A 21,096-nucleotide genomic window follows, 5' to 3' on the forward strand; every position below is an offset into this window, starting at 1 on the left:
GGCAGGGCGTTTTTTGATGAGTCGTTTATCAGAAGGTCAGCGGCAGCACGAAACTCGGCGATCCGGTCGGGTACTCCACGATCTCGGCCTTGCCCAGCTCATCCAGCGGGAAGGCCGTGATCTTGTCGTCGAACTGCGCCGCCACGTAACAAACCCCGTCCACCACCGCGAAGTGCCGCGGGTGCGCACCACAAGCCTGGTCCGCGCTGGCGGCCAGCGGCGAGCCGGAGAACGACGTGACGCAGTCCGCGCCGCGGTTCGACAGGTACACGCCGGAGTCCAGGATCTCCAGGTGCGCCACGATGTTCTCGCCGTCGAAAGCATCGTGGGTGGCCGGCGTCGAAGCGACGACCTCGAACGCGCCCGGTGACGTCTCCCGGACCGTCAGGACCTCACTGGACAGCTCACAGGCCACGTAGGCCAGGTCGGAGCCGGGAATCCGCACGAGCTGCCGCGGACCGCTGCCCGCCGGCAGCTTCGACACGGCGAGCGGCGTCAGCTCGCCGGCGTCGGACAGCGTGTAGCTGCGGATCTCGTCCGTCCCCAGGTCCACGGCACTCACCACGGACCCGTCGGCGCTCGGCACCGCCATGTGGACGTGCGCGGCTTCCTGGCGCACCTCGTTCGGCCCGGTCCCACTGTGCTGCACCAGATCCGTCCGGCCTGTGATCCGACCTTCGGCCGACAGCCCGAACACCGCGAGACTGCCCCCTGTGTAGTTGGCGCACAACAGGAACCGGCCGTCCGGCGTCACCGCGAGGTGGCACGGGTGCGCGCCGCCGCTCGGCACCTCGGAATCCAGCAGGGTCAGCGCACCGTCCACAAGCGACACCGACGAGACGGCGCCGGAGTCGGTCTCGTCGGTCGTGTACAGCACCGGCAACGTCGGGTGTTTGACCAGCCACGACGGCGACCGCAGCTCGAGCGTGGAGTCGAGAACAAGACCGGTGGAATCGCGGCGGAACGTGGAAATCCCGCCGCCCTTCCCGCCCATCTCGGCGGTGTAGCAGCCGACCAGCACGACGTCCGTCACGAGCCCTCCCTCACCATCGCGGCCACCCGGGCCCGGATGTCCTCGGCTGTCCCGCGCGTGAGCGCCGAACCCATGCCGACCGCGACCGCGCCCGCCGCGAGCCACTCTGGCACGTCCTCGGGGGCGATTCCACCCGTCGGCACGAGCGGCGCCTGGGGCAGCGCCGCGCGCACGTCCTTGACCCACCGCGGGCCCAGCGCCGTGGCCGGGAAGACCTTCACCGCGTCGGCGCCGTCTTCGAGCGCCCGCACGATTTCCGTGACGGAACCGGCGCCCGGGAACGCGGCCGCGCCGTACCGGTGAGCGGTGCGGATCACGGCGGCCTCGACGTTCGGTGACACCAGGAACCGCGCCCCCGCGCGGATCGCGAGTACGGCCGAGGCCTCGTCGAGCACCGTGCCGGCGCCGATCGTGGCGTCGGGGTACGCGGCCGTGAGCTCCTCGATCGCCGCCAGTGCACCGGAGTTGGTGAGCGGGACCTCGATCGACCGCAGGCCCGCGTCCAAGGCCGCACGAGCGGCGACGACGGCGGACGCGGCATCTGCGGTCCGCACGATGCCCACCACCCCCTGGCGCAGGGCCGCGTGCGTGATCTCCCAGCGGTAGCTCATCGGTGTACCTCCTCGCCGCCACCGAGGGCGGCGCTCGTGCGGGCCAGTTCGGCCCGGTCGGGCAGTCCTTCCAGATCCGTCCGCGTGCCGACGACCAACGCCGCCGACACCGCACCGGCCAGCAGCGCCTCGGCGGGCGAACCGCCGCGCAGCCAGGACGACAGGTAGCCGGACGTGAGCGCGTCGCCCGCGCCCACCGGGTCGACGACGTGCGTGACCAGGGTTTCCTGGCTCCACTCGTACTCGGCCGTGACTGCGCGCGCCACCTTGTCGCGCTGCTTCACCACGACCGTGCCGACGCCCTTGACGATCAGCTCGGGCGCCGAAGCGTCGAGCAGTTCCAGCTCGTCCTCGCCGGCGAACACCAGATCCGCCTGGTGCAGCAGCGGTCCCACGGTCTCGCGCCACTGCGCCGGCGACGCGAGCTTGAGCCGCACGTTGGGGTCGAACGCGATCGTCGCCCCCTCCGCGCGCGCCAGCTCGAACAAGGCCAGCACGGCGTCGCGCGCGGACAGCGACAGCATCGCCGTGATCCCCGAGACCAGCACGAGCCGCGCGCCACCCAGGCCGGCGGCCCGCACGTAGTCGGCGGAGAGCGAGCACGCCGCCGAACCCGCGCGGTGGTACTGCACGTCGATGCCGCGGCCCGGGGTGTCGTCGCGCAGCAGCAGTCCCGTGAACCCGGCCGGGTCCACCTCGACGCCCGAAACGTCCACGCCCTCGGCCCGCAGCGCGCTCAGCACGGCCGCGCCGGACGAGTCGTCGCCGACGCGGCTGAGCCAGCGCACGCGGTGGCCGAGGCGCGCGAGGCCGACCGACACGTTGGCTTCAGCCCCGGCCACGGAAGCGGTGAAGGTGTGCGCGCGCCGCAGCGCGACGCCGGGTTCCGCGAGCAGCAGTCGCATCGCTTCGCCCAGGGTGAGGACTTCGATGTCGTTCATCGCGGGAAGCATACCGCGTGAAATCTTAATTTAGGATTTATTCTTGACGCGACCTCCGCGACCCCGGCATGCTGCTCGCGGGCCGGAAGATCACGGCCCCGTTCGGCGCTGTTTCGACGACGAAAGGTGTCGCCCACATGCTCCCGCGCTCTCCACGCAGATCCCGTAGGGCACTGGCGATCACGGCGGCCGCCGCGGCCGCCGCCACCGTGCTCGGGCTCGCGACCCCCGCTTCCGCGGCCCCGGCCTCGCTCTTCCCCCAGCAGAACACCGCGGCCGACCAGGGTGCCCCGGACTACTACGACTCCGGCCTGGCGCAGACGCCGTACATGGGCTGGAACAATTACTTCGGCATGCCGACCGTGACCGAGGCCGGCGTGAAGGGCGTCGCCGACTACCTCGTCTCCAGCGGCCTGGCCAAGGCCGGCTACAAGTACGTCTGGATCGACGGCGGCTGGAACGCCAAGGTCCCGCGCGACGCGCAGGGCAACCTCGTGCCCGACCCCGAGCGCTTCCCGTCCGGCATGGACGCGCTGGTCAAGTACATCCACGACCGCGGCCTGCTCGCCGGCATCTACACCGACGCGGGCCCGTCCGACGGCAAGAACTGCGCCGCCGGCAGCCAGGGTTACTACGAGCAGGACACGAAACGCTTCGCCACGTGGAAGTTCGACGCGATCAAGGTCGACTTCCTCTGCGGTATCGCGAACAACCTCGACCCGGCGAAGGCGTACACCGAGTTCAGCGCGGCCCTGCAGAAGGCCGGCCGCAAGATGATCCTGAACATCTGCAACCCGGTGACCGACGACTGGGGCGTGCCGCACACGCCGAGCCAGACCGCCGGCGTGTCCTACACCTTCGGCCCGCTCGTGGCCGATTCGTGGCGCACCAACACAGACGTGGCCTTCGGAACCCCGTACGAGGGGATCTACAAGGACATGCTGCGCAACGCCGACGTCAACGCGGCGCACCCCGAGGCCAACGGCCCCGGGCACTGGAACGACCCCGACTTCCTGATCCCGATGCGCAAGACGGAGCAGGGCACCCTCGAGATGAACGAGGAGGAGTCGACCACCCAGCTCGTGCTGTGGGCGGAAATGGCTTCCCCGCTCATCATCGGTTCCGACCCGCGCACGCTGCCGCAGTCGATGATCGACACGCTGAAGAACCCCGAGATCATCGCCGTCGACCAGGACAAGCTCGGAATCCAGGGCGTCCGCGTGGCCAGCAACGGCTCCACGGACACCTACAGCAAGCGCCTGTCGAAGGACGGCGACCGCGCGGTCGTACTGCTCAACCGCGGTGACGCCGACACGCAGATGACGCTGAACTTCGCCGACGCCGGCCTCACCGGCAAGGTCTCGATCCGCGACCTGCGCGCCCGCGCCGACCGCGGCAGCGCGACCGGCACGTACACCGTCACGGTTCCCGCGCACGGCACGGCGTTCCTGAAGCTGCACGGCACGGACCTGGTGCCCGGCACCAGCGTCGCGAGCGGCGCTTCGGCCAGCCCGGCCGTGGTGCGCACCGGCGACAAGACCGTCACGTTCACCCGCGGCCCGCTCGGCGTGCTCGAAACGCAGGGCCTCGGCAAGGGCACCTCGGTCATCGGTGGCCCGTTCCTCGGCCAGCCGGCCGCCAACGCGGACGGATCGAACATCGACGTCTACGTCCGTGGTCTGGACAACGCCGTGTGGCAGCTGACCTACGACGGCAAGCGCTGGGGCGCCTGGCACCGGCTCGGCGGTAACCTCACCGACTCGCCGTCCGTGACCGCCGACGGCACGCTCTACACCCGCGGCACCGACGGAAAGGTCTGGACCCGCACCGCCGACGGCCGCTGGTCCTCGCTCGGCTCGCCCAACGACGCGCAGATCTACGGCCGCCCCGGCGCCGCGACCTCGACGTCGGGCACCGTGGTCGCCGTCCGCACCCCGGACGACGGCGTGTGGACCCGCACCCGCGGCACCGACGGCACGTGGTCGGACTGGACGTCGATCGGCGGCACCATCTCCAGCAGCCCGACGCTGGTCGCGCAGGGCGACAAGGTCTCCGTGTTCGCCCTGGCCAGCGACTACACGCTGTGGCAGAACGACCGCAACGGCACCACGTGGGCCGGCTGGTTCAAGCAGCCGAAGTACCCGTCCGGCAACGTCGTGGGCACCCTCGGCGGTGCGGCTGACGCGAATGGCGTCTGGCTCGGGGTGCGTGGTCCGGACGACCATGTCCGCGTAGACAAGCTCTGAGTACCAGGCTCTGAGCACGAGGAGGATTTGGCGATGTCCACACCAGACAACCCGACGGCCGTGGTGACCGGTGCCGCGTCAGGTATCGGCGCGGCGACAGCGCGGCGGCTGCAGGCCGACGGCTACCGCGTCGTGGGTGTGGACCTCGCCCCCCTCCCCGACGACCTCGCCGGCGTGCGCGGCGACGTGACCGCCGACGAGACCTGGGCGCAGGTCGTCGAGCTGGCCGGCGAGGGCGGGGGCATCACTGCCCTGGTCAGCAACGCGTACGTACCGACCACCGGCCCGCTGCACGAGATGCCGCGGGAGCAGTGGCAGCACCAGCTCGACGTGAACCTCACCGGTTCCTACCTCGCGGTGAAGGCGTGCCTGCCGTCGCTGCGGGCCCGGCGGGGCTCCGTCGTGCTGGTGTCTTCGGTGCACGCGCGGTTCGGCCTGCCGGGCCACCCGGCGTACGCGGCGAGCAAGGGCGCGCTGGTTTCGCTGGCGCGCCAGCTCGCCGTGGAGTACGCGCCGGACGTGCGCGTGAACTCGGTGCTGCCAGGTCCTGTGCGCACGCAGGCGTGGGACCGGCTCACCGAAGAGGACATCGAACGCAGCGCGCGGGCGACCCCCGTCGGGCGGCTGGGCGACCCGGGCGAGGTCGCCGCGGTGATCGCGTTCCTGCTCTCGCCGGCGGCCTCGTTCGTCACGGGCGCCGACCTGACCGTCGACGGCGGCTGGTCGGCCGCCAAGGATTCCGCTTAGACCGCGTCTCATAGGAAATGGGGGCCAGGTGAAGATCACCGGTATCGAGACGTTCCTCGTCGCACCACGTTGGTTGTTCCTGAAGGTGAACACCGACGAGGGCATCTCCGGCTGGGGCGAGCCCGTGGTCGAGGGCCGCGCCGAGACGGTGCGCGCGGCGGTGCACGAGATGGCCGAGCTCGTCGTCGGCCAGGACCCGCTGCGCATCGAGGACCATTGGCAGACGTTGCGCCGCGGCGGGTTCTACCGCGGCGGGCCGGTGCTCTCCAGCGCGCTCGCGGGCTTCGACCACGCGCTGTGGGACATCGCCGGCAAGGTGCACGGGGTGCCGGTGCACGAGCTGCTCGGCGGGCCCGTGCGCGATCGCGTGCGCGTGTATTCGTGGGTGGGCGGCGACCGTCCTTCGGGCATCTTCGACGCCGTGTCCGCGCAGGTGGAGGCCGGGTTCACGGCGGTGAAGATGAATGTGGCGGGACCGCTCGCGCCCATCGCGTCACCCGCCGAAGCCAACGCGGCGCTGGCTCGCGCGCGCGAGGCCCGCGAGGCGCTGGGCCCGGAGCGCGACCTCGCCATCGACTTCCACGGCCGCGTCTCGCCCGCGATGGCGCGGCGGCTGGTGAAGATGCTCGAAGAGGTCCAGCCGATGTTCGTCGAGGAGCCGGTGCTGCCGGAGACGCAGGGTGGCGCGTTGGCGTCGGTCGTCTCCGCGTCGACGGTGCCGATCGCGGTCGGCGAACGGCTGTACTCGCGCTGGGAGTTCAAGCCGGTGCTCGACGCGGGCGTCGCGGTGGTGCAGCCCGACCCGTCGCACGCCGGTGGCATCTCGGAGCTGCGGCGCATCGCCGCGCTCGCCGAGGTCTACGGGGCGAGCATGGCGCCGCACTGCCCACTCGGCCCGATCTCGCTGGCGGCGTCGATGCAGGTGGCCTTCGCGACGCCGAACTTCCTGATCCAGGAACAGAGTCTCGGCATGCACTACCACCAGGGCACCGAGGCGCTGAGCTACCTGACGGACTCCGCGCTGTTCCGCTTCACCGACGGTTATGCGGCCCGTCCGACCGCCCCGGGCCTCGGCATCGAGGTCGACGAGCAAGCCGTGCGCCGCGCCGACGAGGTCGGCCACCACTGGCGTTCGCCCGTGTGGCGCCTGGACGACGGCGGGCTCGCCGAATGGTGACCGACGTCGTGTGGCTCGACAACGGCGTGCTGCGCCTCGGCGTCGTCCCGGCGCTGGGCGGGCGGCTGTTGTCGCTGACGCACGACGGCCTCGAGTTCTTGTGGCGCAACCCGGCGTTGCTGGGTCCCGACCTGCAGCCGCTCGGCGGCCACGTCCTGGCCCCGAACTCCGGCCGGATGGGCGACTGGGTCAACTACGGCGGCGACAAGACCTGGCCCGCGCCGCAGGGCTGGGACGGGCCCGGCCAGTGGGCGGGGCCGCCGGACCCCGTGCTGGACTCGGGCCCGTACTCCGTCTCGGGTCTCACCGAGCGGTCGGTCACCCTGACCAGCGGCGTCGAACCCCGCACGGGCCTGCGGTTCACGCGAGAGCTGACGCTGGGCTCCGGCGCTTCGTACACGCTGCGGCTCACGGCTGAGAACGCGTCGTCGGCGCCGGTGCGCTGGGCCCTGTGGAACGTCACCCAGCTGCCCGGCGGCGGCACCGTCACGGCCGGGCTCGCGGGCGTGCGCGCGCTGGCTGTCGTGGAGCTCGTGGCGGGCACCGGGAGCCCCGAGTACACAGTGGACGGTGGCACGCTCGTGGTGCCGCCGCAGGACGTCGTCGGCAAGCTCGGCGTGCCGGACACCGCGGGCTGGGTGTCGTGCACCGTCGGCGAGACCACACTCACGCTGTCCTTCGACGTCGACCCGGCCGCCGAGTACCCCGACGCGGGTTCGCCGCTGGAGATCTGGCTGGAGCACCCGCTGCCGGAACCCCTCGCCGACCTGGGTGACCTCGACCCGCCGGCGCGCATCGTGGAGCTGGAAGCCCTCGGTCCGCTGACCACGCTCGCTCCCGGTGAGACGACGTCGCTGACCGTGACGGGAACCGTTTCGGGCTGACGGCTCAGGCGTTCCAGCCGCCGTCGACGCGCAGGTCGCTGCCTGAGACGTAGGACGCGGCGGGTCCGGCGAGGAACGCGATCATCGCGGCGACCTCGTCCGCGGTGGCGTAGCGGCCGAACGGCAGCTGCGCGAGGACGCGCTGCCCCAGCGGGGAGTCCTTCGGGATGCCCATGTCCGTCTCGGCGAAGCCCGACACGACGGTGTTGACGGTGATCCGGCGCGGCGCGAGTTCGTGCGCCCACGAGCGCGTGTAGCCGCTCACTGCTGCCTTGGTCGCGCCGTAGTCGGCCAGACCGGCGGTGTAGGCGCGTTCCCCGGCGATGGAGCCGAGGCTGATGACGCGGCCGCCGTCCGGCATGTGGGCGAGCACGCGTTCGGTGGTGGCGACCAGGCCGAGCACGTTCACCGCCCAGATCCGCTCGCGGTCGGCCTGCGCGATGGTGCCCGTGGTGCCGCCGATGAGCGTGCCCGCGCTGTTGACCAGGACGTCGATGTGCCCGAACCGCTCGGCCACGGCGTCGACCATGGCGTTGACCTGCGCGACGTCGCCTTGGTCGGCCTGGAACACCTCGGCCGCGACACCCAGCGCCCGTACTTCCTCGGCAACGGCTTTCGCCCTGTCGGCCGACTGCACGTAGGCGAGCGCGACGTCGGCGCCGGCCGCCGCGAGGTGCCGGGCCGCCGCGGCGCCCAGCCCCTTCTGGCCCCGGTGACCAGCGCGACCTTGCCGCGCAGTTGCTGCTCTGTCATGGCGACTCCCCGTTCGTTCTAGATGATCTCGGACGATACCCGGTACTCAGTCCGAAATTCACAGGACTGAGTCTCATTTTACTGCCCGTTCGTCCTCTGGCGGTCCGCGCTTAAGCTGGCCTCGTGACAGCGCCCCACCCGTCGCCCCACCCGGCCGCCGGCTCGGTTCGCGAGGCGAAGCGAACGGAGACCCGCGAAGCCATCCGCCAAGCCGCCGTGGCGTTGTTCGCCGAACACGGCTTCGACCAGGTCACCGTCACCGACATCACGCGAGCCTCCGGGGTCGCCCGGAGCACGTTCTTCCGGTACTTCCCGGACAAGGCCGAAGTCCTGTTCGAGGACGATTCGGCCTCACACCTGCTCCTGGCGAAGGCCGTGGCGGGCGCGGCGCGAGCGGCGGAAGAACCACTCGGTGACTCGTTCGGCGCGGTGATGCGGGTGGCGCGCGCCGCGATCCTCGTGCTCGCCGATTCCAAGGCGATCCAGGCGGTGCGGTACCCGGTGCGCGAACAGCTGATCGCCGAGACGCCTCAGCTGCAGGCGTGCAGTTTGGTCAAGGAGCGTGGGTACACCGACGCGTTGGACGCGGCGCTGGTCGAACAAGGCGCGGCGCCGATCGAGGCGAGGCAGGCCGCCCACGTCGCGACCGCGTGTTACGACGCCGGCTACACGCAGGCCTTCAGCTCGCCCGAAACGCTTCCGGAGACGGTCGCCGCGGCGTTCGAGCGGCTCTTCGCGCTGTAATTCCCTCGACTGCCCTACCTGGCGTGTGCCAGGCTCTCCGCCGGCTCGGTGCACGGGGTGCCGAGGCCTTCGCGAGGCCGAACCGGTGGGAGCCGTCTGGATCCCACCGGCCCCGCCCACCTCTGACCTGCACGGGTATCGTGGCCGCGTGACGGACAAGCCCCGTATTCCCAACGTGCTCGCCGCCCGCTACGCGTCGCCCGAGCTGGTGCGGCTGTGGTCGCCCGAGCAGAAGGTGGTGCTGGAGCGGCAGCTGTGGCTCGCCGTGCTCCGCGCGCAGAACGAGCTGGGCGTCGAGGTGCCCGAAGGTGTGCTCGCGGATTACGAGCGCGTGATCGACGACGTGAACCTCGGGTCGATCGCCGAGCGCGAGCGCGTGACGCGCCACGACGTGAAGGCCCGCATCGAGGAGTTCAACGCCCTCGCCGGCCACGAGCACGTGCACAAGGGCATGACCTCGCGCGACCTCACGGAGAACGTCGAGCAGCTGCAGCAGCTGCGGTCGCTTGAGCTCATGCGCAGCCGTGTCGCCGCGGTGCTCGCGCGCCTGGCCGCGCTCGCCGTGGAGCACTCCGACCTGGTGATGGCCGGGCGCTCGCACAACGTCGCCGCGCAGGCCACCACGCTGGGCAAGCGCTTCGCGACCGCCGCCGACGAGCTGCTGGTCGCGTTCTCCCGCCTGGACAACCTCATCGAGCGCTACCCGCTGCGGGGCATCAAGGGCCCGGTCGGCACGGCGCAGGACATGCTCGACCTGCTCGGCGATGAGTCCACTTTGGACCTCCTGGAATCCAAGATCGCCGAGCACCTCGGGTTCCGCAACCACTTCGTGAGCGTCGGGCAGGTCTACCCGCGTTCGCTCGACTTCGACGTGTTGTCCACGCTGGTGCAGCTGGCCGCGGCGCCGTCGAGCCTCGCCAAGACGATCCGCCTGATGGCCGGCCACGAGCTCGTGACCGAGGGCTTCAAGCCCGGCCAGGTCGGCTCGTCGGCCATGCCGCACAAGATGAACACACGCTCGTGCGAGCGGGTCAACGGTCTGGCCGTCGTGCTGCGCGGGCACCTGTCGATGATCGGCGAGCTCGCGGGCGACCAGTGGAATGAGGGCGACGTGTCGGACTCGGTCGTGCGCCGCGTCGCGCTGCCCGACGCGTTCTTCGCGCTCGACGGCCTGCTGGAGACCTTCCTCACGGTGCTGGCCGAGTTCGGCGCCTTCCCGGCCGTGGTCGAGCGTGAGCTTGATCGCTACCTGCCGTTCCTCGCCACCACGAAGGTGCTGATGGCGGCCGTGCGCGGCGGCGTCGGACGTGAGACGGCCCACGAGGCGATCAAGGAGAACGCCGTCGGCGTGGCCCTGGCGATGCGCGAGCGCGGCGCCGAGAACGACCTGCTCGACCGGCTGGCGGCCGACTCACGCTTGCCGTTGGACCGCGGTGACCTGGACAAGCTCCTCGCCGATCGGATTTCGTTCACGGGTGTGGCGCCGGCGCAGGTCGAGGAGGTGGCGCAGCGCGTGGAGACCGTGCTGGAGCGCTTCCCGGAAGCGGCGCAGTACGCGCCGGGGCCCATCCTGTAAGCGGAGCTGACAGGACCCGGCGGAAAATCCGGCTACTGCGGAGCGAGTCGGCTTCCTAGCGTTTGGGCACTGGCGACAGAAGAGAGTCGACGATGCCGCTCACCCGCCGTGCCCTGGTTCTCCTACTCACCGCCGTGCTGGCTGCCGCGTGTTCGAGCAGCCCGCCGTCGGCACCGGCCGCCCCGGTGCCGACGTGCCGCGTGGTGAAGACCCCCGTCTCGATCCCCGGCGTGGCCGCGCCGGGACAGCTCACCGGTGATCTGTGCACGCCCCCGAGCGGCAACGGCACCGTGCTGCTGCTCGTCGCCGGGGGCGGGGAGAACGCCGACTACTGGGACCTGCCCGAGCTGCGTTCCAGCAGCCTCGTCCGCGCGGCCCTGGCCAAGGGCTACGCCACCTACGCGCTCGACCGGCTCGGCACCGGCCGCTCGACCGTGCCCGCTTCGAGCACATCAGTGACCTACGACGCCCAAGTGTCCACTGCGGACCAGGTGGCGACGGCGTTGCACAGCGACATCCAGGTATTCGGCACCACCTGGCACAGCGTCGTGGGCATCGGGCACTCGCTGGGTTCCGGCACGCTGGCCGGCGTCGCGGCGAGGCACGCCGGAGTGCTCGACGCGCTGATCCTCACCGGGTACGGCGCTGCCGTGACCCCGGAAACCCTTCAGCTCGACAAGCTCTACCAGGTGCCGGCGCGGACCGTCGGGACCCGGTGGCGAGGGCTGGACGACGGGTACGTGACGGTGCTGCCGGACAAGGTCGAGCAGATCGGCCTCGTCCACGGCCCGGGCACCGACCCGAAGGCGCTGCCGGTGATCGGGGCCCACCAGGGGATCCTTTCCGACACCGAGCTGTCCTCACGGCCGCAGGGCGCCGCCGCGGCAGCACAGGCGGCCCGGATCACGGTGCCGGCGCTGGTCGCCGTCGGCCAGTTCGATCGCCACTACTGCGAGGGCAATCCCGTGGGCGCGCCGCCGTCACCGACTCCGCAGTGCGGTGGCGCGCCCGCGTTCCAGAGCTACGAGAAGAAGCTGCTGCCCAACGCGTGCCTCGCCACGCACCTGGTCGCCGGCAGTGGGCACGCGATCCAGGAGGAGCTCGCCGCGCCGGCTGCGAACGCGTTGTACCTGTCGTGGCTGCGAACCACCTTCGGCGGCGGCAAAGCGCAGTGCGTGGAGACCGGCGCGGTGCCGTGATCCACCTCATTCGCGAGCGCGGCGAACCCACGCTCGACGGGAAACCGATTCCGGCTCCACCGGCGCCGGCGCGAATTCCTGTGACCGCGGGCACGAAGTCCACCTACTGAGACGAAGTTACCCGATCGGGCGAAATCCCTAATCTCGGACGCTGAACCCGGAAGCGCCAGGCCGCACCCCGCGGCCTGGCGGTTTTCATGTCCGTGAGCCAGGAAGAAGTCATGCGCAAGCTCCTCAGCACTCTCGCCGTCGTAGTCGCCTCCGCCGTCACGCTCACCGCGTGCGGCTCGTCGGACGCGTCGGGCCAGACGCTGCGCGTCGGCACCCTCACGGACGCGCCGCCCAGCATCTACCTCGAAAACGGCCAGTTCACCGGCTACGACAACGAGCTGCTGCGCGACATCGCCAAGCGCGAAGGCTTCCAGGTCGAGTTCGTCGGCACCGAGTTCTCCGGCCTGCTCGCCAAGGTCGCGGGCGGGCAGCTCGACATCGGCAGCTCCACCATCTCCGCCACCACCGCGCGCAAGAAGACCGTCTCCTTCTCCAACGGCTACGACACCAGCTACACCACCGTTGTCAGCAAGAAGGGCGCGAGCCTGGCCGACGCGAGCGCTTTCTCGGGCAAGCGCCTCGGCGTGGTGCAGGGTTCCGTGCAGGACGAGTTCGCGGGCAAGCTCGCGGGCGCCGAGGTCGTGCGCTTCCCCGACTACAACGCGGGTTTCGCGCAGCTGCGCGACGGCGGCCTCGACGGCTGGGTGGTACCGAGGGACATCGGCCAGAAGTACCTCGATCAGAACCCGGCCGTGCCGCTCGAGTTCGGTTACACCGTGCTGGACAAGGACACGCCCTCGGCCTACGCCGTGGCGAAGTCCGATCCGGACCTGCTGAACAAGCTCAACGACGGCCTCGCGAAGGCCATCGCCGACGGCACCGTCGCCCGCCTGCACGCCCAGTTCTTCAAGCAGGCACCCGTGGCCCCGGAGCTCGCCAAGGGCGGTCCCGGCCTGCCGGTGAAGAACGCGTGACTGTCCTATCCTGCATCGACGGTTCCGGCCGGGAAGCTGAGGAGTGACATGAAGAAGACATTGGTCACAGCCGTCACGGCGGCGGCCCTGCTCGCCACGCTCACCGCGTGCGGCGGTGGCAGCGGCAGCGATGGTGACACCCTGCGCGTCGGCACGCTGAGCGACTCGCGACCCAACGCCTACCAGGAGAACGGCCAGTTCACCGGGTTCGACAACGAGCTGCTGAAGGACATCGCGGCCAAGGAGAACCTGAAGGTCGAGTTCGTCGCGGTCGACTTCTCCGCGCTGCTGGGCCAGGTCGCCAACGGGACGTTCGACATCGGCAGCGCGGGCATCGCGCAGACCGACGCGCGCAAGCAGACCGTGGCGTTCTCCGACCCGTACAACTACCAGTCGCTGGGCATCGAGGCTAAGGAGACGGCGGGCATCACCGACGAGAACTCCTTGGCGGGCAAACGGATGGGCGTGGTGCAGGGCACCGTCTCCGACACCTGGCTCGCGACGAACGCGCCCAAGGCCCAGGCCGTGCGCTTCCCCAACGACGCGGCGGCGCTGAGCGCACTGAAGTCGTCGGCCATCGATGGCGCGGTGTTCGACGCGGCCTCGGCCGAGGACTACTCGGCGAAGAACCCTGGCCTGAAGGTCACCAAGACGATCACCACGACGATCCCGCACGGGTACGCCGTGAAGAAGGGCAACACCGACCTGCTGAACAAGCTCAACGACGGCATCAAGAAGATCGTCGCCGACGGCACCTGGAAGAACGTGCACCAGCAGTTCGAGCCGAACGAGCCGGTGCCCACCGATTTCGCCGCGGGGCAGTAGTCCAAGATGGATCAGTTTCTCGACACGTTCCTCAACTGGGACTACATCTGGCAGGTCTTCCCCGATCTGCTGAAGACGGGCCTGGTCAACACGCTGATCCTCGCCGGGGTGTCGGCGGTCATCGGCACCGTGCTCGGCATGGTGCTGGCGGTGATGGGACTGTCCAAGAAGGTCTGGCTGCGCTGGCCCGCGCGGGTGTACACCGACATCTTCCGCGGCCTGCCGGCGATCCTGACGATCCTCGTGATCGGCCAAGGCCTGGGCACGCTCGCGCGGCCGATCGTCGGCCACAACCCGTACCCGCTGGGCATCACCGCGTTGAGCCTGATCGCCGCGGCCTACATCGGTGAGATCTTCCGCGCGGGCATCCAGAGTGTCGAAAAAGGACAGCTGGAGGCCAGCCGCGCGCTGGGCATGACCTACACCAAGGCGATGCTGCTGGTGGTGATCCCGCAGGGCGTGCGCCGTGTGCTGCCCGCGCTGGTGAACCAGTTCATCGCGCTGGTGAAGGACTCGACGCTGGTGTACTTCCTCGGGTTCCTCACCTCGCAGCGCGAGCTGTTCCGCATCGGCCAGGACCTGGCGGCCAACACGGGCAACCTGTCGCCGCTGGTGGCGGCCGGCGTGGTGTACCTCGTGATCACCGTGCCGCTCACGCACCTGGTGAACTACATCGACAAGCGACTGCAGACCGGCCGCAAGGTCCGCGCCGACCCCGGCGACGACGGCGGCAGCAACCTGTCGCTCGTGAACACCGAGAGGGTGAGCCTGTGACCACCGCCGTGCGATCGTCCAGTGTGGAGCTGCGCGACATCCACGTCAGCTTCGGCACGCTCGAAGTCCTGCGCGGCGTGGACCTGAAGGTGGCCAGCGGCCGCACCACGTGCGTCATCGGCCCGTCCGGCTCGGGCAAGTCCACGCTGCTGCGCTGCGTCAACCGCCTGCAGGAACCCGACAGCGGCGACCTGCTGCTCGACGGCACCAGCGTGATCCACTCGAACCCGGACGCGCTGCGCCAGCGCGTGGGCATGGTGTTCCAGCACTTCAACCTCTTCGGCCACCGCAGCGTGCTGGACAACATCGTGCTGCCGCTGCGGAGCGTGAAGCGACTGTCCAAAGAGGAGGCAGCGGAGATCGCGCACGCGCGGCTGGCCGAGGTGGGCCTGGAGGACAAGGCGCCGTACCGGCCGTCGGCGCTGTCGGGCGGGCAGCAACAGCGCGTGGCCATCGCGCGGGCGCTGGCGATGGACCCCGAGGTGATGCTGTTCGACGAGGCCACCTCCGCACTGGACCCCGAGCTGGTCAAGGGCGTGCTGAACCTGATGGCGGGCCTGGCTTCGCGGGGCCTCACGTTGATCGTGGTGACGCACGAAATGGGCTTCGCGCGCAGCGTCGCCGATGAAGTGGCGTTCATGGACGCCGGCCGGATCGTGGAGCAGGGGAGCCCGGATCAGATCTTCGACAACCCGCGCAGCCCGCGGTTGCAGCAGTTCCTTTCGCAGGTGCTCTGAGCGCTCTCGGCAATTTCCCCGAATTGTTCGCGCGTATCACGAAATTCGGTGACTTGACCGGAGAATTCGTGAGCGTAGTCTCGGCCCCGCACTTCATCGCATTCACGCTCGAGGCGAGAGCGAGGAAGCCGAGATGGGTGGAGCCGGGGAGCTCACCGCGCGGGTCAAGGGCAGGGTCTATTTTCCAGGCGACGTGGGGTACGACCGGGAACGGGGCGGGTTCAACCTCGCGCTCGACCACCGGCCCGAGGTGGTGGTGGCGGCCGCGGCCGAATCCGACGTGGGCGCGGGTGTGCGCTTCGCCGCGGAGCACGGGCTGGCCGTCGACGTGCAGTCGACCGGCCACGGCGCGCACCGCTCGATGGGCGGCGGTCTGCTCGTCACCACGCGGAGCCTGAACCGGGTCGAGGTCGACCCGCGGCGGCGGGTCGCGCGCGTCTCGGCCGGCGCGACGGCGGGTGACGTCCTCGTCGCCACCGCGGCACACGGCCTGACCGCGCCGGTCGGGTCCGTGCCCGGCGTCGGTTACGTCTCCTACAGCCTCGGCGGCGGCCTCGGGATGCTCGGCCGCCGCCACGGTTACGCCGCCGACCACGTGCGCCGCTTCGACGTCGTCACGGCGGACGGCCGCGAGCTCACCGTGACGGCCGAACAGCACCCCGACCTGTTCTGGGCCCTGCGCGGTGGTGGCGGCAACCTCGCCGCGGTCACGGCGCTGGAAACCAGCTTGGTGCCGCTGCGCGAGCTCTACGGGGGCAGCCTGTTCTTCACCTCCGAGCGCGCACCGGTGGTCATCGAACGGTTCCGGTCGAGCCTGGCGACGGCGCCGCGAGAGCTGAGCCTGTCGCTCGCATTCCTCGCCTTCCCGGACGTGCCGGGCGTACCCGAGCCGCTGCGGGGCCGGTTCTGCTGCCACCTGCGCGTGGCCTACCTCGGCGCCGCGGACGTCGGCCGGCGGTTCGTCGAGCCGCTGGTCACGGCGGGGCCGTTCCTGGACACGGTGACGACGATGCCGATGACCGACCTCGGCTCGATCCACGCCGACCCGGTGGGCCCGATGCCGGTCGACAGCGAGAGCCTCGCGCTGACCAGCGAGGACGCGCTGGAGGTCGTGCCGTCGCTCGTGGATCCGCGCGCGCCGTTCATGCTGGAGCTGCGCCACCTCGGCGGCGCGCTGGCCGACGAACCCGAGGTCGCGGACGCCGTCGGGCACCGCGCGGCGCGGCTGAACCTGTTCACGTCGGCGCACCCCGGCGCCGCACCCGGGTCGCAGTCGCACGTGTACGAAGCCGTCTCGGGGTGGAGCTCCGGCGGTCCATTGAGGACGTTCCTGCCCACGAGCCACACCGACGCGTCGTCCTGCTACGAACCGGCCACGGCCACGGAGCTAGCGCGCCTCAAGGACGTCTGGGATCCGGGTGACGTGTTCAGCTTCGCCCCGGCCGTGGTGGCACCAGCTCTTCGAGCCAGTCGAACATCCGGTTCTCGGTGAGCAGCCGGCCCATCGGCTGCACGTGCTCGTTGGCGCCCTCCTCGACGGTGAACCGCAGCAGGTCGGCGCGGCCGCCGTGTCCGCGCACGAGCTCGGCGAGCCGGCTGGACTGGCCGGGCCAGAACTGCTCGTCGTCGGGGTCGGTGATGAGCAAGGGCGTGGTGATGGCGGCGACGGTTTCCTCGTCCAGCTGGTACTTCTCGACGGCTTTGAAGAGGTCGTACCAGTCTTCGTGCGAGTAGGGCCGCGCCCGGAATGTCAAGGTGCGGCGCAGGCCCGGCAGGCGGACGGCGATGCCCATGTCGCGGTTGAACGTGTCGCGCTCGCCGTGCTCCAGCGCGGTCCGCATGCCCTTGGACAGGGGGCGCATCCAGGAAGTCGACACGTCGACCACACCAGGGTCGATCACCGCGGCGGCCAGGCGGTGCTCGAACGCGAGCGCGCGGGGCAGCCAGTAGCCGGCCTGGCTGATTCCGTAGCCGGCGAGCTCGGCAACGTCCGGACGGTCGACGAGCGTGTCGACGACCGGGGTGAGCACGGCTTCCCAGTCGTGGCGGAAGCAGGTTTCGCGCTCGAACAGCATCGACTGCTGGCCGGGGCCGTCGTAGAGGAACGCATTCCAGCCGCGGGCCAGCGCGCCGGCCGCCGCGGAGGTCCACAGGTCGCTGAGGGCGCCGTCGCTGCCGTTGGTGACGACGAGCGTCGGGCGCGAGGTGCCGGACGCGTCGGGGCGCAGGAGGTAACCGGGCAGCTCCGTGCCTTCGTAGGGAACGGGGACGCGGAGGAAGGCGCCTTCGGAGCAGTCCACCACGGCTTCCCAGCATTCCCGGTGGGACTTGAACGCTTCCTTCAACGCGGCCGTGTCGTCCCCTGTGGACAGTCCGTCGACGACGCAGGCCCAGTACGTCGCCGCTCGCAGGTAGTGGGAGCCGGCGCTGACCAGGTGCCCGGCTTCGCGCGCCTTCGCGGCTTCTTCCTGCACACGGGTCGCCGTCCGCTCCCACTCGCGCGACCAGTCCGTCGGCCGGCCGACGCGGGCGATCGTCGCCAGCACCTCACCGACCTCACTCGCCCCGCGCACGGCGCGGCCGAGCACTCCGCGAGTGGCGAAATCGAGCTCGTCGTCGCGGAAGAATCCCGCGGAAATGACCTTGTTGCCGTGGGAAACCAACGCCACCATTTGTGCCTCCCCATCTTTCGTCCACACTCGTCTCTCGGTGCGGGCGTTGACAAGGCGGGGCTTGACTCAGCCGGCGGGGGAAGCGGTGATCGTGCATTCCTCGGCGGCACCCAAATTCAGCACCGCAGCAGCGGATCCGCCGTTCACGGCGATGGCCAGGTGGCCGGCCGAGTCGGTGAAAACCAGGTTCGTGCCCGGGGGCACGTCGCCGAAGGTCCGCCCGATCGTCGCCGACACCGCCACGCGTTCGCTGTGGACCGTGACGCCGCCCGTCAGCCCGGTCAGCTCGAGGTCGGCGGGGGTGGCGGCGAGCTGGACGTTGCCGAAGTGGTCGACCGTCAGCACGTCCGACACCAGCTTCCCGGGGAACGCGGCGATCATCGGCTCAGGCAGCCGGACCAGGTCGTCGACCTCTGGCCCGAAGCTCGCGGGTTCGGCCCCGAGCGCGAGGCGGGCGGCGGCGGGGGCGAACACGTCGCGGCCGTGGAAGGTCGCCGACGCCGGGTCGGGCACGTCGATCTCAAAAGCCTCGGTCACGCCGCCGAGCGCGGCCGCGGCGGGCAGGAGCAGGCCGTTGTCGGGCCCGACCAGCGGGCCTCGGGGGGTGACGACGACGATGCTTCGTCTTGTGGTGCCCACGCCGGGGTCCACCACGGCCAGGTGCACGGCGTCCGGCAGCGACGGCACGGTCTGCGCCAGCACCGCCGCGCCCGGGCGCACCTGCTGCGGCGGCACGAGGTGCGTCACGTCGAGCACCCGCACGTCGGGCGCCAGGCGCGCGATCACCCCGTGGCAGGCCGCGACGAAGCCGTCGCGCAGGCCGTAGTCGGTGGTGAACGAGATCCAGCGGTAGCGCATGACCTGCATCATCCTCGGTTCCCGGGGCCTCGGGTTAGGGTGCAGCCGTGACGACGCTCGCCGAATACCCGAAGATCGCCGCCGGCAAGGTCCGGGAGCTCTACGCCGTAGGGGACGACCACCTGTTGCTGGTCACGTCCGACCGCATCTCGGCCTACGACTTCGTGCTGGACACGCCCATCCCGGACAAGGGGCGCGTCCTCACGGCGATGAGCGTGTTCTGGTTCACCCAGCTCGCCGACCTCATCCCGAACCACCTCGTGGCCTGGGACGACCCGCGCATCCCCGCCGAGGTCCTGGGCCGGTCGCTGCTCGTGCGGCGGTTGGACATGCTGCCGGTGGAGGCCGTCGCGCGCGGGTACCTCACGGGGTCCGGCTTCGCCGACTACCAGCGCAGCGGTTCGGTCTGCGGCGTCGAGTTACCGGGCGGCTTGGTGGAGTCGGCACGGTTGCCCTCGCCCATTTTCACGCCGGCGACGAAGGCCGAGCTGGGTGAGCACGACGAGAACGTGTCGTTCGAAACGGTCGCGGCGCAGATCGGCTTGGCGCGCGCGACCGATGTCCGCGACGCGACGCTCGCCATCTACCGCCGCGGCGCCGAGTTCGCGGCCGAGCGCGGCATCCTGCTGGCGGACACGAAGTTCGAGTTCGGCCTCGACGCCGAGGGCCGGCTCGTCCTCGCCGACGAGGTCCTCACGCCCGACTCGTCGCGGTACTGGCCGGCCGACGGCTACGAGCCCGGCCACACCCAGCCGTCGTTCGACAAGCAGTACGTGCGCGACTGGCTCACCGGCCCGTCCGGCTGGGACCGCGCGTCGAACACCCAGCCGCCGCCGCTGCCGGACGACGTCGTGGCCGCCACGCGCGCGCGTTACGTCGAGGCCTACGAGCGCATCAGCGGGCTTTCGCTGGCCGACTGGCCGGGCGCCTGAAACTGTCGGTGGGCGCTGGCAGACTGGATCACATGAGCGAGGCTTTGGTACTGGGCGGCGGCGGGGTCGCGGGGATCGCGTGGATGACGGGCCTCCTGGCGGGCCTCGCCGACGCGGGGCATGACGTCAGCGGCGCGGACCTGATCGTCGGCACGTCGGCGGGCTCCGCCGTCGCCGCGCAGATCGGCAGCGGGTTGAGCCTGGGCGAGCTGTACGTCCGGCAGGCGGACGCGGCGCGTCAGTCCCCGGAGATCCCGGTCGAGGTGGACCTGGAGAAGTTCGGCGAGCAGTTCGGCGCCGCGGTTTCGGCCGGCTCGGTTCTCGAGGTCCGGCGCGCGGTCGGCGAGTTCGCGCTGTCGGCCTCCACCGTGCCGGAGTCGCGCCGCCGCTCGGTGATCGAGGCGCGGCTCCCGTCGCACGAGTGGCCGACCCGCGCGTTGGCGATCGTGGCGGTCGACGCGGTCTCCGGCGAGCCCCGCGTCTTCCGCAACGACTCGGGCGTGTCGCTGGTCGACGCCGTGGCCGCCAGCTGCGCCGTCCCGGGCATCTGGCCGCCGGTCTCCATCGAGGGCCACCGCTACGTCGACGGCGGCGTGCGGTCCGCGGACAACGCCGACTACGCCGCGGGGTACGACCGGGTGCTGGTGGTCATGCCCCTGGGCTCGGCCGATGTCTTTCCGACGGAGAAGCCCTTCGCGGACGTCGTGGCCTCTCTGCGCGCCGGCGGCTCCTCGGTGGCCGTGGTGGAACCCGACGAGGCCTCCCTGGCGGCGATCGGCCAGAACCCCCTGGACCCGGAAACGCGCCGCCCATCCGCCGAGGCGGGGCGGGTGCAGGGAAAGGGCCTGGAGATCGTTTGGTCGTGATCGCTTCGCCACGGTCGTGTTCTGGCCGTGGTCACTGCCGCTGTCGCTCCGCTCGCCCGGGACTTGTCCACACCTGCTCGCCCGGGCCGCACTTGTCCACAGATTCCGCCCACGACTTGTCCACACCCACCCGCTCGAGGCGCAGTTGTCCACAGATTCCGCGCATGCCGTTTTTCGGCCGCGGGCGCCGATAGACTGGGACGGGGACGCCCCCCAGGGGGGCGGGGGTTGTGTGTCCTCCCGGCTGGGGGCCCGGAAAAGTCTTGTGGCCTGGTTGTCGGGCGGGCACGGTCTCTGGCGATCATGTGAGTGTCTGGGTCCCATGATCGTGTGGGAGAGTCGTGCTTGCTGTGCCATCGGGCCTTTCCGGCCGTTTTTGATCGCCTAGTCCCGCTGACGGCGGTGGACGCTGCTCCGGGTGGGCGGGCGACCTGCGTAAACATCTGGCGATGGTGGCGGACCCGCGGCATCGGCGGGTGTGCGGCATTCGATCGGG

General features: G+C 70.8%; 20 protein-coding genes. 14 read left to right on the forward strand and 6 right to left on the reverse strand.

Features of this window, described 5'->3' with window-relative positions:
• Window positions 1–28: 28 nt before the first annotated feature.
• The 3 genes from AB0383_RS03245 to AB0383_RS03255 are packed head-to-tail and all read right to left on the reverse strand — an operon-like array spanning window position 29 to window position 2,585.
• Window positions 29–1,033 (reverse strand): beta-propeller fold lactonase family protein, encoded by a 1,005-nt coding sequence (locus AB0383_RS03245; protein WP_366184817.1) that lies wholly within the window; start codon window positions 1,031–1,033, stop codon window positions 29–31.
• The gene (locus tag AB0383_RS03250) at window positions 1,030–1,644 is read right to left on the reverse strand and encodes a bifunctional 4-hydroxy-2-oxoglutarate aldolase/2-dehydro-3-deoxy-phosphogluconate aldolase (RefSeq protein ID WP_364169805.1); all 615 of its coding nucleotides are present in this window, start codon (window positions 1,642–1,644) and stop codon (window positions 1,030–1,032) included. Before AB0383_RS03250 ends, AB0383_RS03245 begins: the two co-directional genes overlap by 4 nt.
• Window positions 1,641–2,585 (reverse strand): sugar kinase, encoded by a 945-nt coding sequence (locus AB0383_RS03255; protein WP_364169808.1) that lies wholly within the window; start codon window positions 2,583–2,585, stop codon window positions 1,641–1,643. Before AB0383_RS03255 ends, AB0383_RS03250 begins: the two co-directional genes overlap by 4 nt.
• Window positions 2,586–2,722: 137 nt before the next feature.
• Here AB0383_RS03255 and AB0383_RS03260 point away from each other — a divergent pair, with 137 nt between their 5' ends.
• Genes AB0383_RS03260 through AB0383_RS03275 form a run of 4 tightly spaced genes read left to right on the forward strand, consistent with a single transcriptional unit; the run spans window position 2,723 to window position 7,639 of the window.
• Window positions 2,723–4,831 carry a hypothetical protein gene (locus AB0383_RS03260; protein WP_366184820.1) on the forward strand — a complete coding sequence of 703 codons (2,109 nt, stop codon included), beginning with the start codon at window positions 2,723–2,725 and terminating at the stop codon, window positions 4,829–4,831.
• Window positions 4,832–4,864: 33 nt separating this feature from the next.
• The gene (locus AB0383_RS03265) at window positions 4,865–5,578 is read left to right on the forward strand and encodes an SDR family oxidoreductase (RefSeq protein WP_364169813.1); all 714 of its coding nucleotides are present in this window, start codon (window positions 4,865–4,867) and stop codon (window positions 5,576–5,578) included.
• Between the two features lie 28 nt (window positions 5,579–5,606).
• On the forward strand, window positions 5,607–6,755 hold the full coding sequence (gene dgoD / locus AB0383_RS03270) for a galactonate dehydratase (RefSeq protein ID WP_364169816.1): 1,149 nt from the start codon (window positions 5,607–5,609) through the stop codon (window positions 6,753–6,755).
• Window positions 6,749–7,639: a DUF4380 domain-containing protein gene (locus AB0383_RS03275; RefSeq protein WP_366184823.1), complete on the forward strand. Its 891-nt coding sequence runs from the start codon at window positions 6,749–6,751 to the stop codon at window positions 7,637–7,639. Before dgoD ends, AB0383_RS03275 begins: the two co-directional genes overlap by 7 nt.
• Window positions 7,640–7,643: 4 nt before the next feature.
• Here the strand turns inward: AB0383_RS03275 and AB0383_RS03280 are convergent, their stop codons facing one another.
• Window positions 7,644–8,429: an SDR family oxidoreductase gene (locus AB0383_RS03280; protein ID WP_366184906.1), complete on the reverse strand. Its 786-nt coding sequence runs from the start codon at window positions 8,427–8,429 to the stop codon at window positions 7,644–7,646.
• An 86-nt stretch (window positions 8,430–8,515) separates the two neighbouring features.
• On the opposite strand from AB0383_RS03280, the gene AB0383_RS03285 reads away from it, so the two are divergent.
• The 8 genes from AB0383_RS03285 (at window position 8,516) to AB0383_RS03320 (ending at window position 16,764) form a co-directional block, all read left to right on the forward strand.
• Entirely contained in the window at window positions 8,516–9,136 is a 621-nt protein-coding gene (locus AB0383_RS03285) for a TetR family transcriptional regulator (protein ID WP_364169824.1), read from the forward strand.
• Window positions 9,137–9,284: 148 nt separating this feature from the next.
• Complete coding sequence (gene purB / locus AB0383_RS03290) at window positions 9,285–10,712, forward strand: adenylosuccinate lyase (RefSeq protein WP_364169827.1); 1,428 nt, start codon at window positions 9,285–9,287, stop codon at window positions 10,710–10,712.
• Window positions 10,713–10,804: 92 nt separating this feature from the next.
• Window positions 10,805–11,911, forward strand: a complete 1,107-nt coding sequence (locus tag AB0383_RS03295) for an alpha/beta fold hydrolase (protein ID WP_366184826.1) — start codon at window positions 10,805–10,807, stop codon at window positions 11,909–11,911.
• Window positions 11,912–12,132: 221 nt separating this feature from the next.
• The gene (locus AB0383_RS03300; RefSeq protein ID WP_364169833.1) at window positions 12,133–12,936 is read left to right on the forward strand and encodes a transporter substrate-binding domain-containing protein; all 804 of its coding nucleotides are present in this window, start codon (window positions 12,133–12,135) and stop codon (window positions 12,934–12,936) included.
• Between the two features lie 48 nt (window positions 12,937–12,984).
• The gene (locus tag AB0383_RS03305) at window positions 12,985–13,761 is read left to right on the forward strand and encodes an ABC transporter substrate-binding protein (RefSeq protein ID WP_364169836.1); all 777 of its coding nucleotides are present in this window, start codon (window positions 12,985–12,987) and stop codon (window positions 13,759–13,761) included.
• 6 nt (window positions 13,762–13,767) lie between these two features.
• A complete protein-coding gene (locus AB0383_RS03310; protein ID WP_364169839.1) occupies window positions 13,768–14,535 on the forward strand; it encodes an amino acid ABC transporter permease in 768 nt (255 codons plus the stop codon).
• Entirely contained in the window at window positions 14,532–15,272 is a 741-nt protein-coding gene (locus AB0383_RS03315) for an amino acid ABC transporter ATP-binding protein (RefSeq protein WP_364169841.1), read from the forward strand. Before AB0383_RS03310 ends, AB0383_RS03315 begins: the two co-directional genes overlap by 4 nt.
• Window positions 15,273–15,405: 133 nt before the next feature.
• Window positions 15,406–16,764: an FAD-binding protein gene (locus AB0383_RS03320; protein WP_364169844.1), complete on the forward strand. Its 1,359-nt coding sequence runs from the start codon at window positions 15,406–15,408 to the stop codon at window positions 16,762–16,764.
• Here the strand turns inward: AB0383_RS03320 and AB0383_RS03325 are convergent.
• Both AB0383_RS03325 and AB0383_RS03330 read right to left on the reverse strand, forming a co-directional pair.
• Window positions 16,700–17,944: a hypothetical protein gene (locus AB0383_RS03325; RefSeq protein WP_364169846.1), complete on the reverse strand. Its 1,245-nt coding sequence runs from the start codon at window positions 17,942–17,944 to the stop codon at window positions 16,700–16,702. The two genes, AB0383_RS03320 and AB0383_RS03325, sit on opposite strands and share 65 nt — an antisense overlap.
• A gap of 66 nt (window positions 17,945–18,010) precedes the next feature.
• Window positions 18,011–18,802: an SAM-dependent chlorinase/fluorinase gene (locus AB0383_RS03330; protein ID WP_366184830.1), complete on the reverse strand. Its 792-nt coding sequence runs from the start codon at window positions 18,800–18,802 to the stop codon at window positions 18,011–18,013.
• A 47-nt stretch (window positions 18,803–18,849) separates the two neighbouring features.
• Between AB0383_RS03330 and AB0383_RS03335 the strand changes: the two genes are divergently transcribed.
• Window positions 18,850–19,734: a phosphoribosylaminoimidazolesuccinocarboxamide synthase gene (locus AB0383_RS03335; RefSeq protein ID WP_364169852.1), complete on the forward strand. Its 885-nt coding sequence runs from the start codon at window positions 18,850–18,852 to the stop codon at window positions 19,732–19,734.
• Between the two features lie 32 nt (window positions 19,735–19,766).
• Entirely contained in the window at window positions 19,767–20,600 is an 834-nt protein-coding gene (locus AB0383_RS03340) for a patatin-like phospholipase family protein (RefSeq protein WP_364169854.1), read from the forward strand.
• Window positions 20,601–21,096 lie beyond the last annotated feature (496 nt).

The sequence above is a fragment of the Amycolatopsis sp. NPDC051373 genome (genome assembly GCF_040689465.1).
Classification (GTDB): Bacteria; Actinomycetota; Actinomycetes; order Mycobacteriales; family Pseudonocardiaceae; genus Amycolatopsis.

Coding starts and splice junctions, on each gene's coding strand:
- AB0383_RS03250 (WP_364169805.1), bottom strand. CDS start 1,644: ATGAGCTACCGCTGGGAGATCACGCACGCGGCCCTGCGCCAGGGGGTG.
- AB0383_RS03255 (WP_364169808.1), bottom strand. CDS start 2,585: ATGAACGACATCGAAGTCCTCACCCTGGGCGAAGCGATGCGACTGCTG.
- AB0383_RS03260 (WP_366184820.1), top strand. CDS start 2,723: ATGCTCCCGCGCTCTCCACGCAGATCCCGTAGGGCACTGGCGATCACG.
- AB0383_RS03265 (WP_364169813.1), top strand. CDS start 4,865: ATGTCCACACCAGACAACCCGACGGCCGTGGTGACCGGTGCCGCGTCA.
- AB0383_RS03275 (WP_366184823.1), top strand. CDS start 6,749: ATGGTGACCGACGTCGTGTGGCTCGACAACGGCGTGCTGCGCCTCGGC.
- AB0383_RS03295 (WP_366184826.1), top strand. CDS start 10,805: ATGCCGCTCACCCGCCGTGCCCTGGTTCTCCTACTCACCGCCGTGCTG.
- AB0383_RS03300 (WP_364169833.1), top strand. CDS start 12,133: ATGCGCAAGCTCCTCAGCACTCTCGCCGTCGTAGTCGCCTCCGCCGTC.
- AB0383_RS03305 (WP_364169836.1), top strand. CDS start 12,985: ATGAAGAAGACATTGGTCACAGCCGTCACGGCGGCGGCCCTGCTCGCC.
- AB0383_RS03310 (WP_364169839.1), top strand. CDS start 13,768: ATGGATCAGTTTCTCGACACGTTCCTCAACTGGGACTACATCTGGCAG.
- AB0383_RS03320 (WP_364169844.1), top strand. CDS start 15,406: ATGGGTGGAGCCGGGGAGCTCACCGCGCGGGTCAAGGGCAGGGTCTAT.
- AB0383_RS03325 (WP_364169846.1), bottom strand. CDS start 17,944: ATGGTGGCGTTGGTTTCCCACGGCAACAAGGTCATTTCCGCGGGATTC.
- AB0383_RS03330 (WP_366184830.1), bottom strand. CDS start 18,802: ATGCGCTACCGCTGGATCTCGTTCACCACCGACTACGGCCTGCGCGAC.
- AB0383_RS03340 (WP_364169854.1), top strand. CDS start 19,767: ATGAGCGAGGCTTTGGTACTGGGCGGCGGCGGGGTCGCGGGGATCGCG.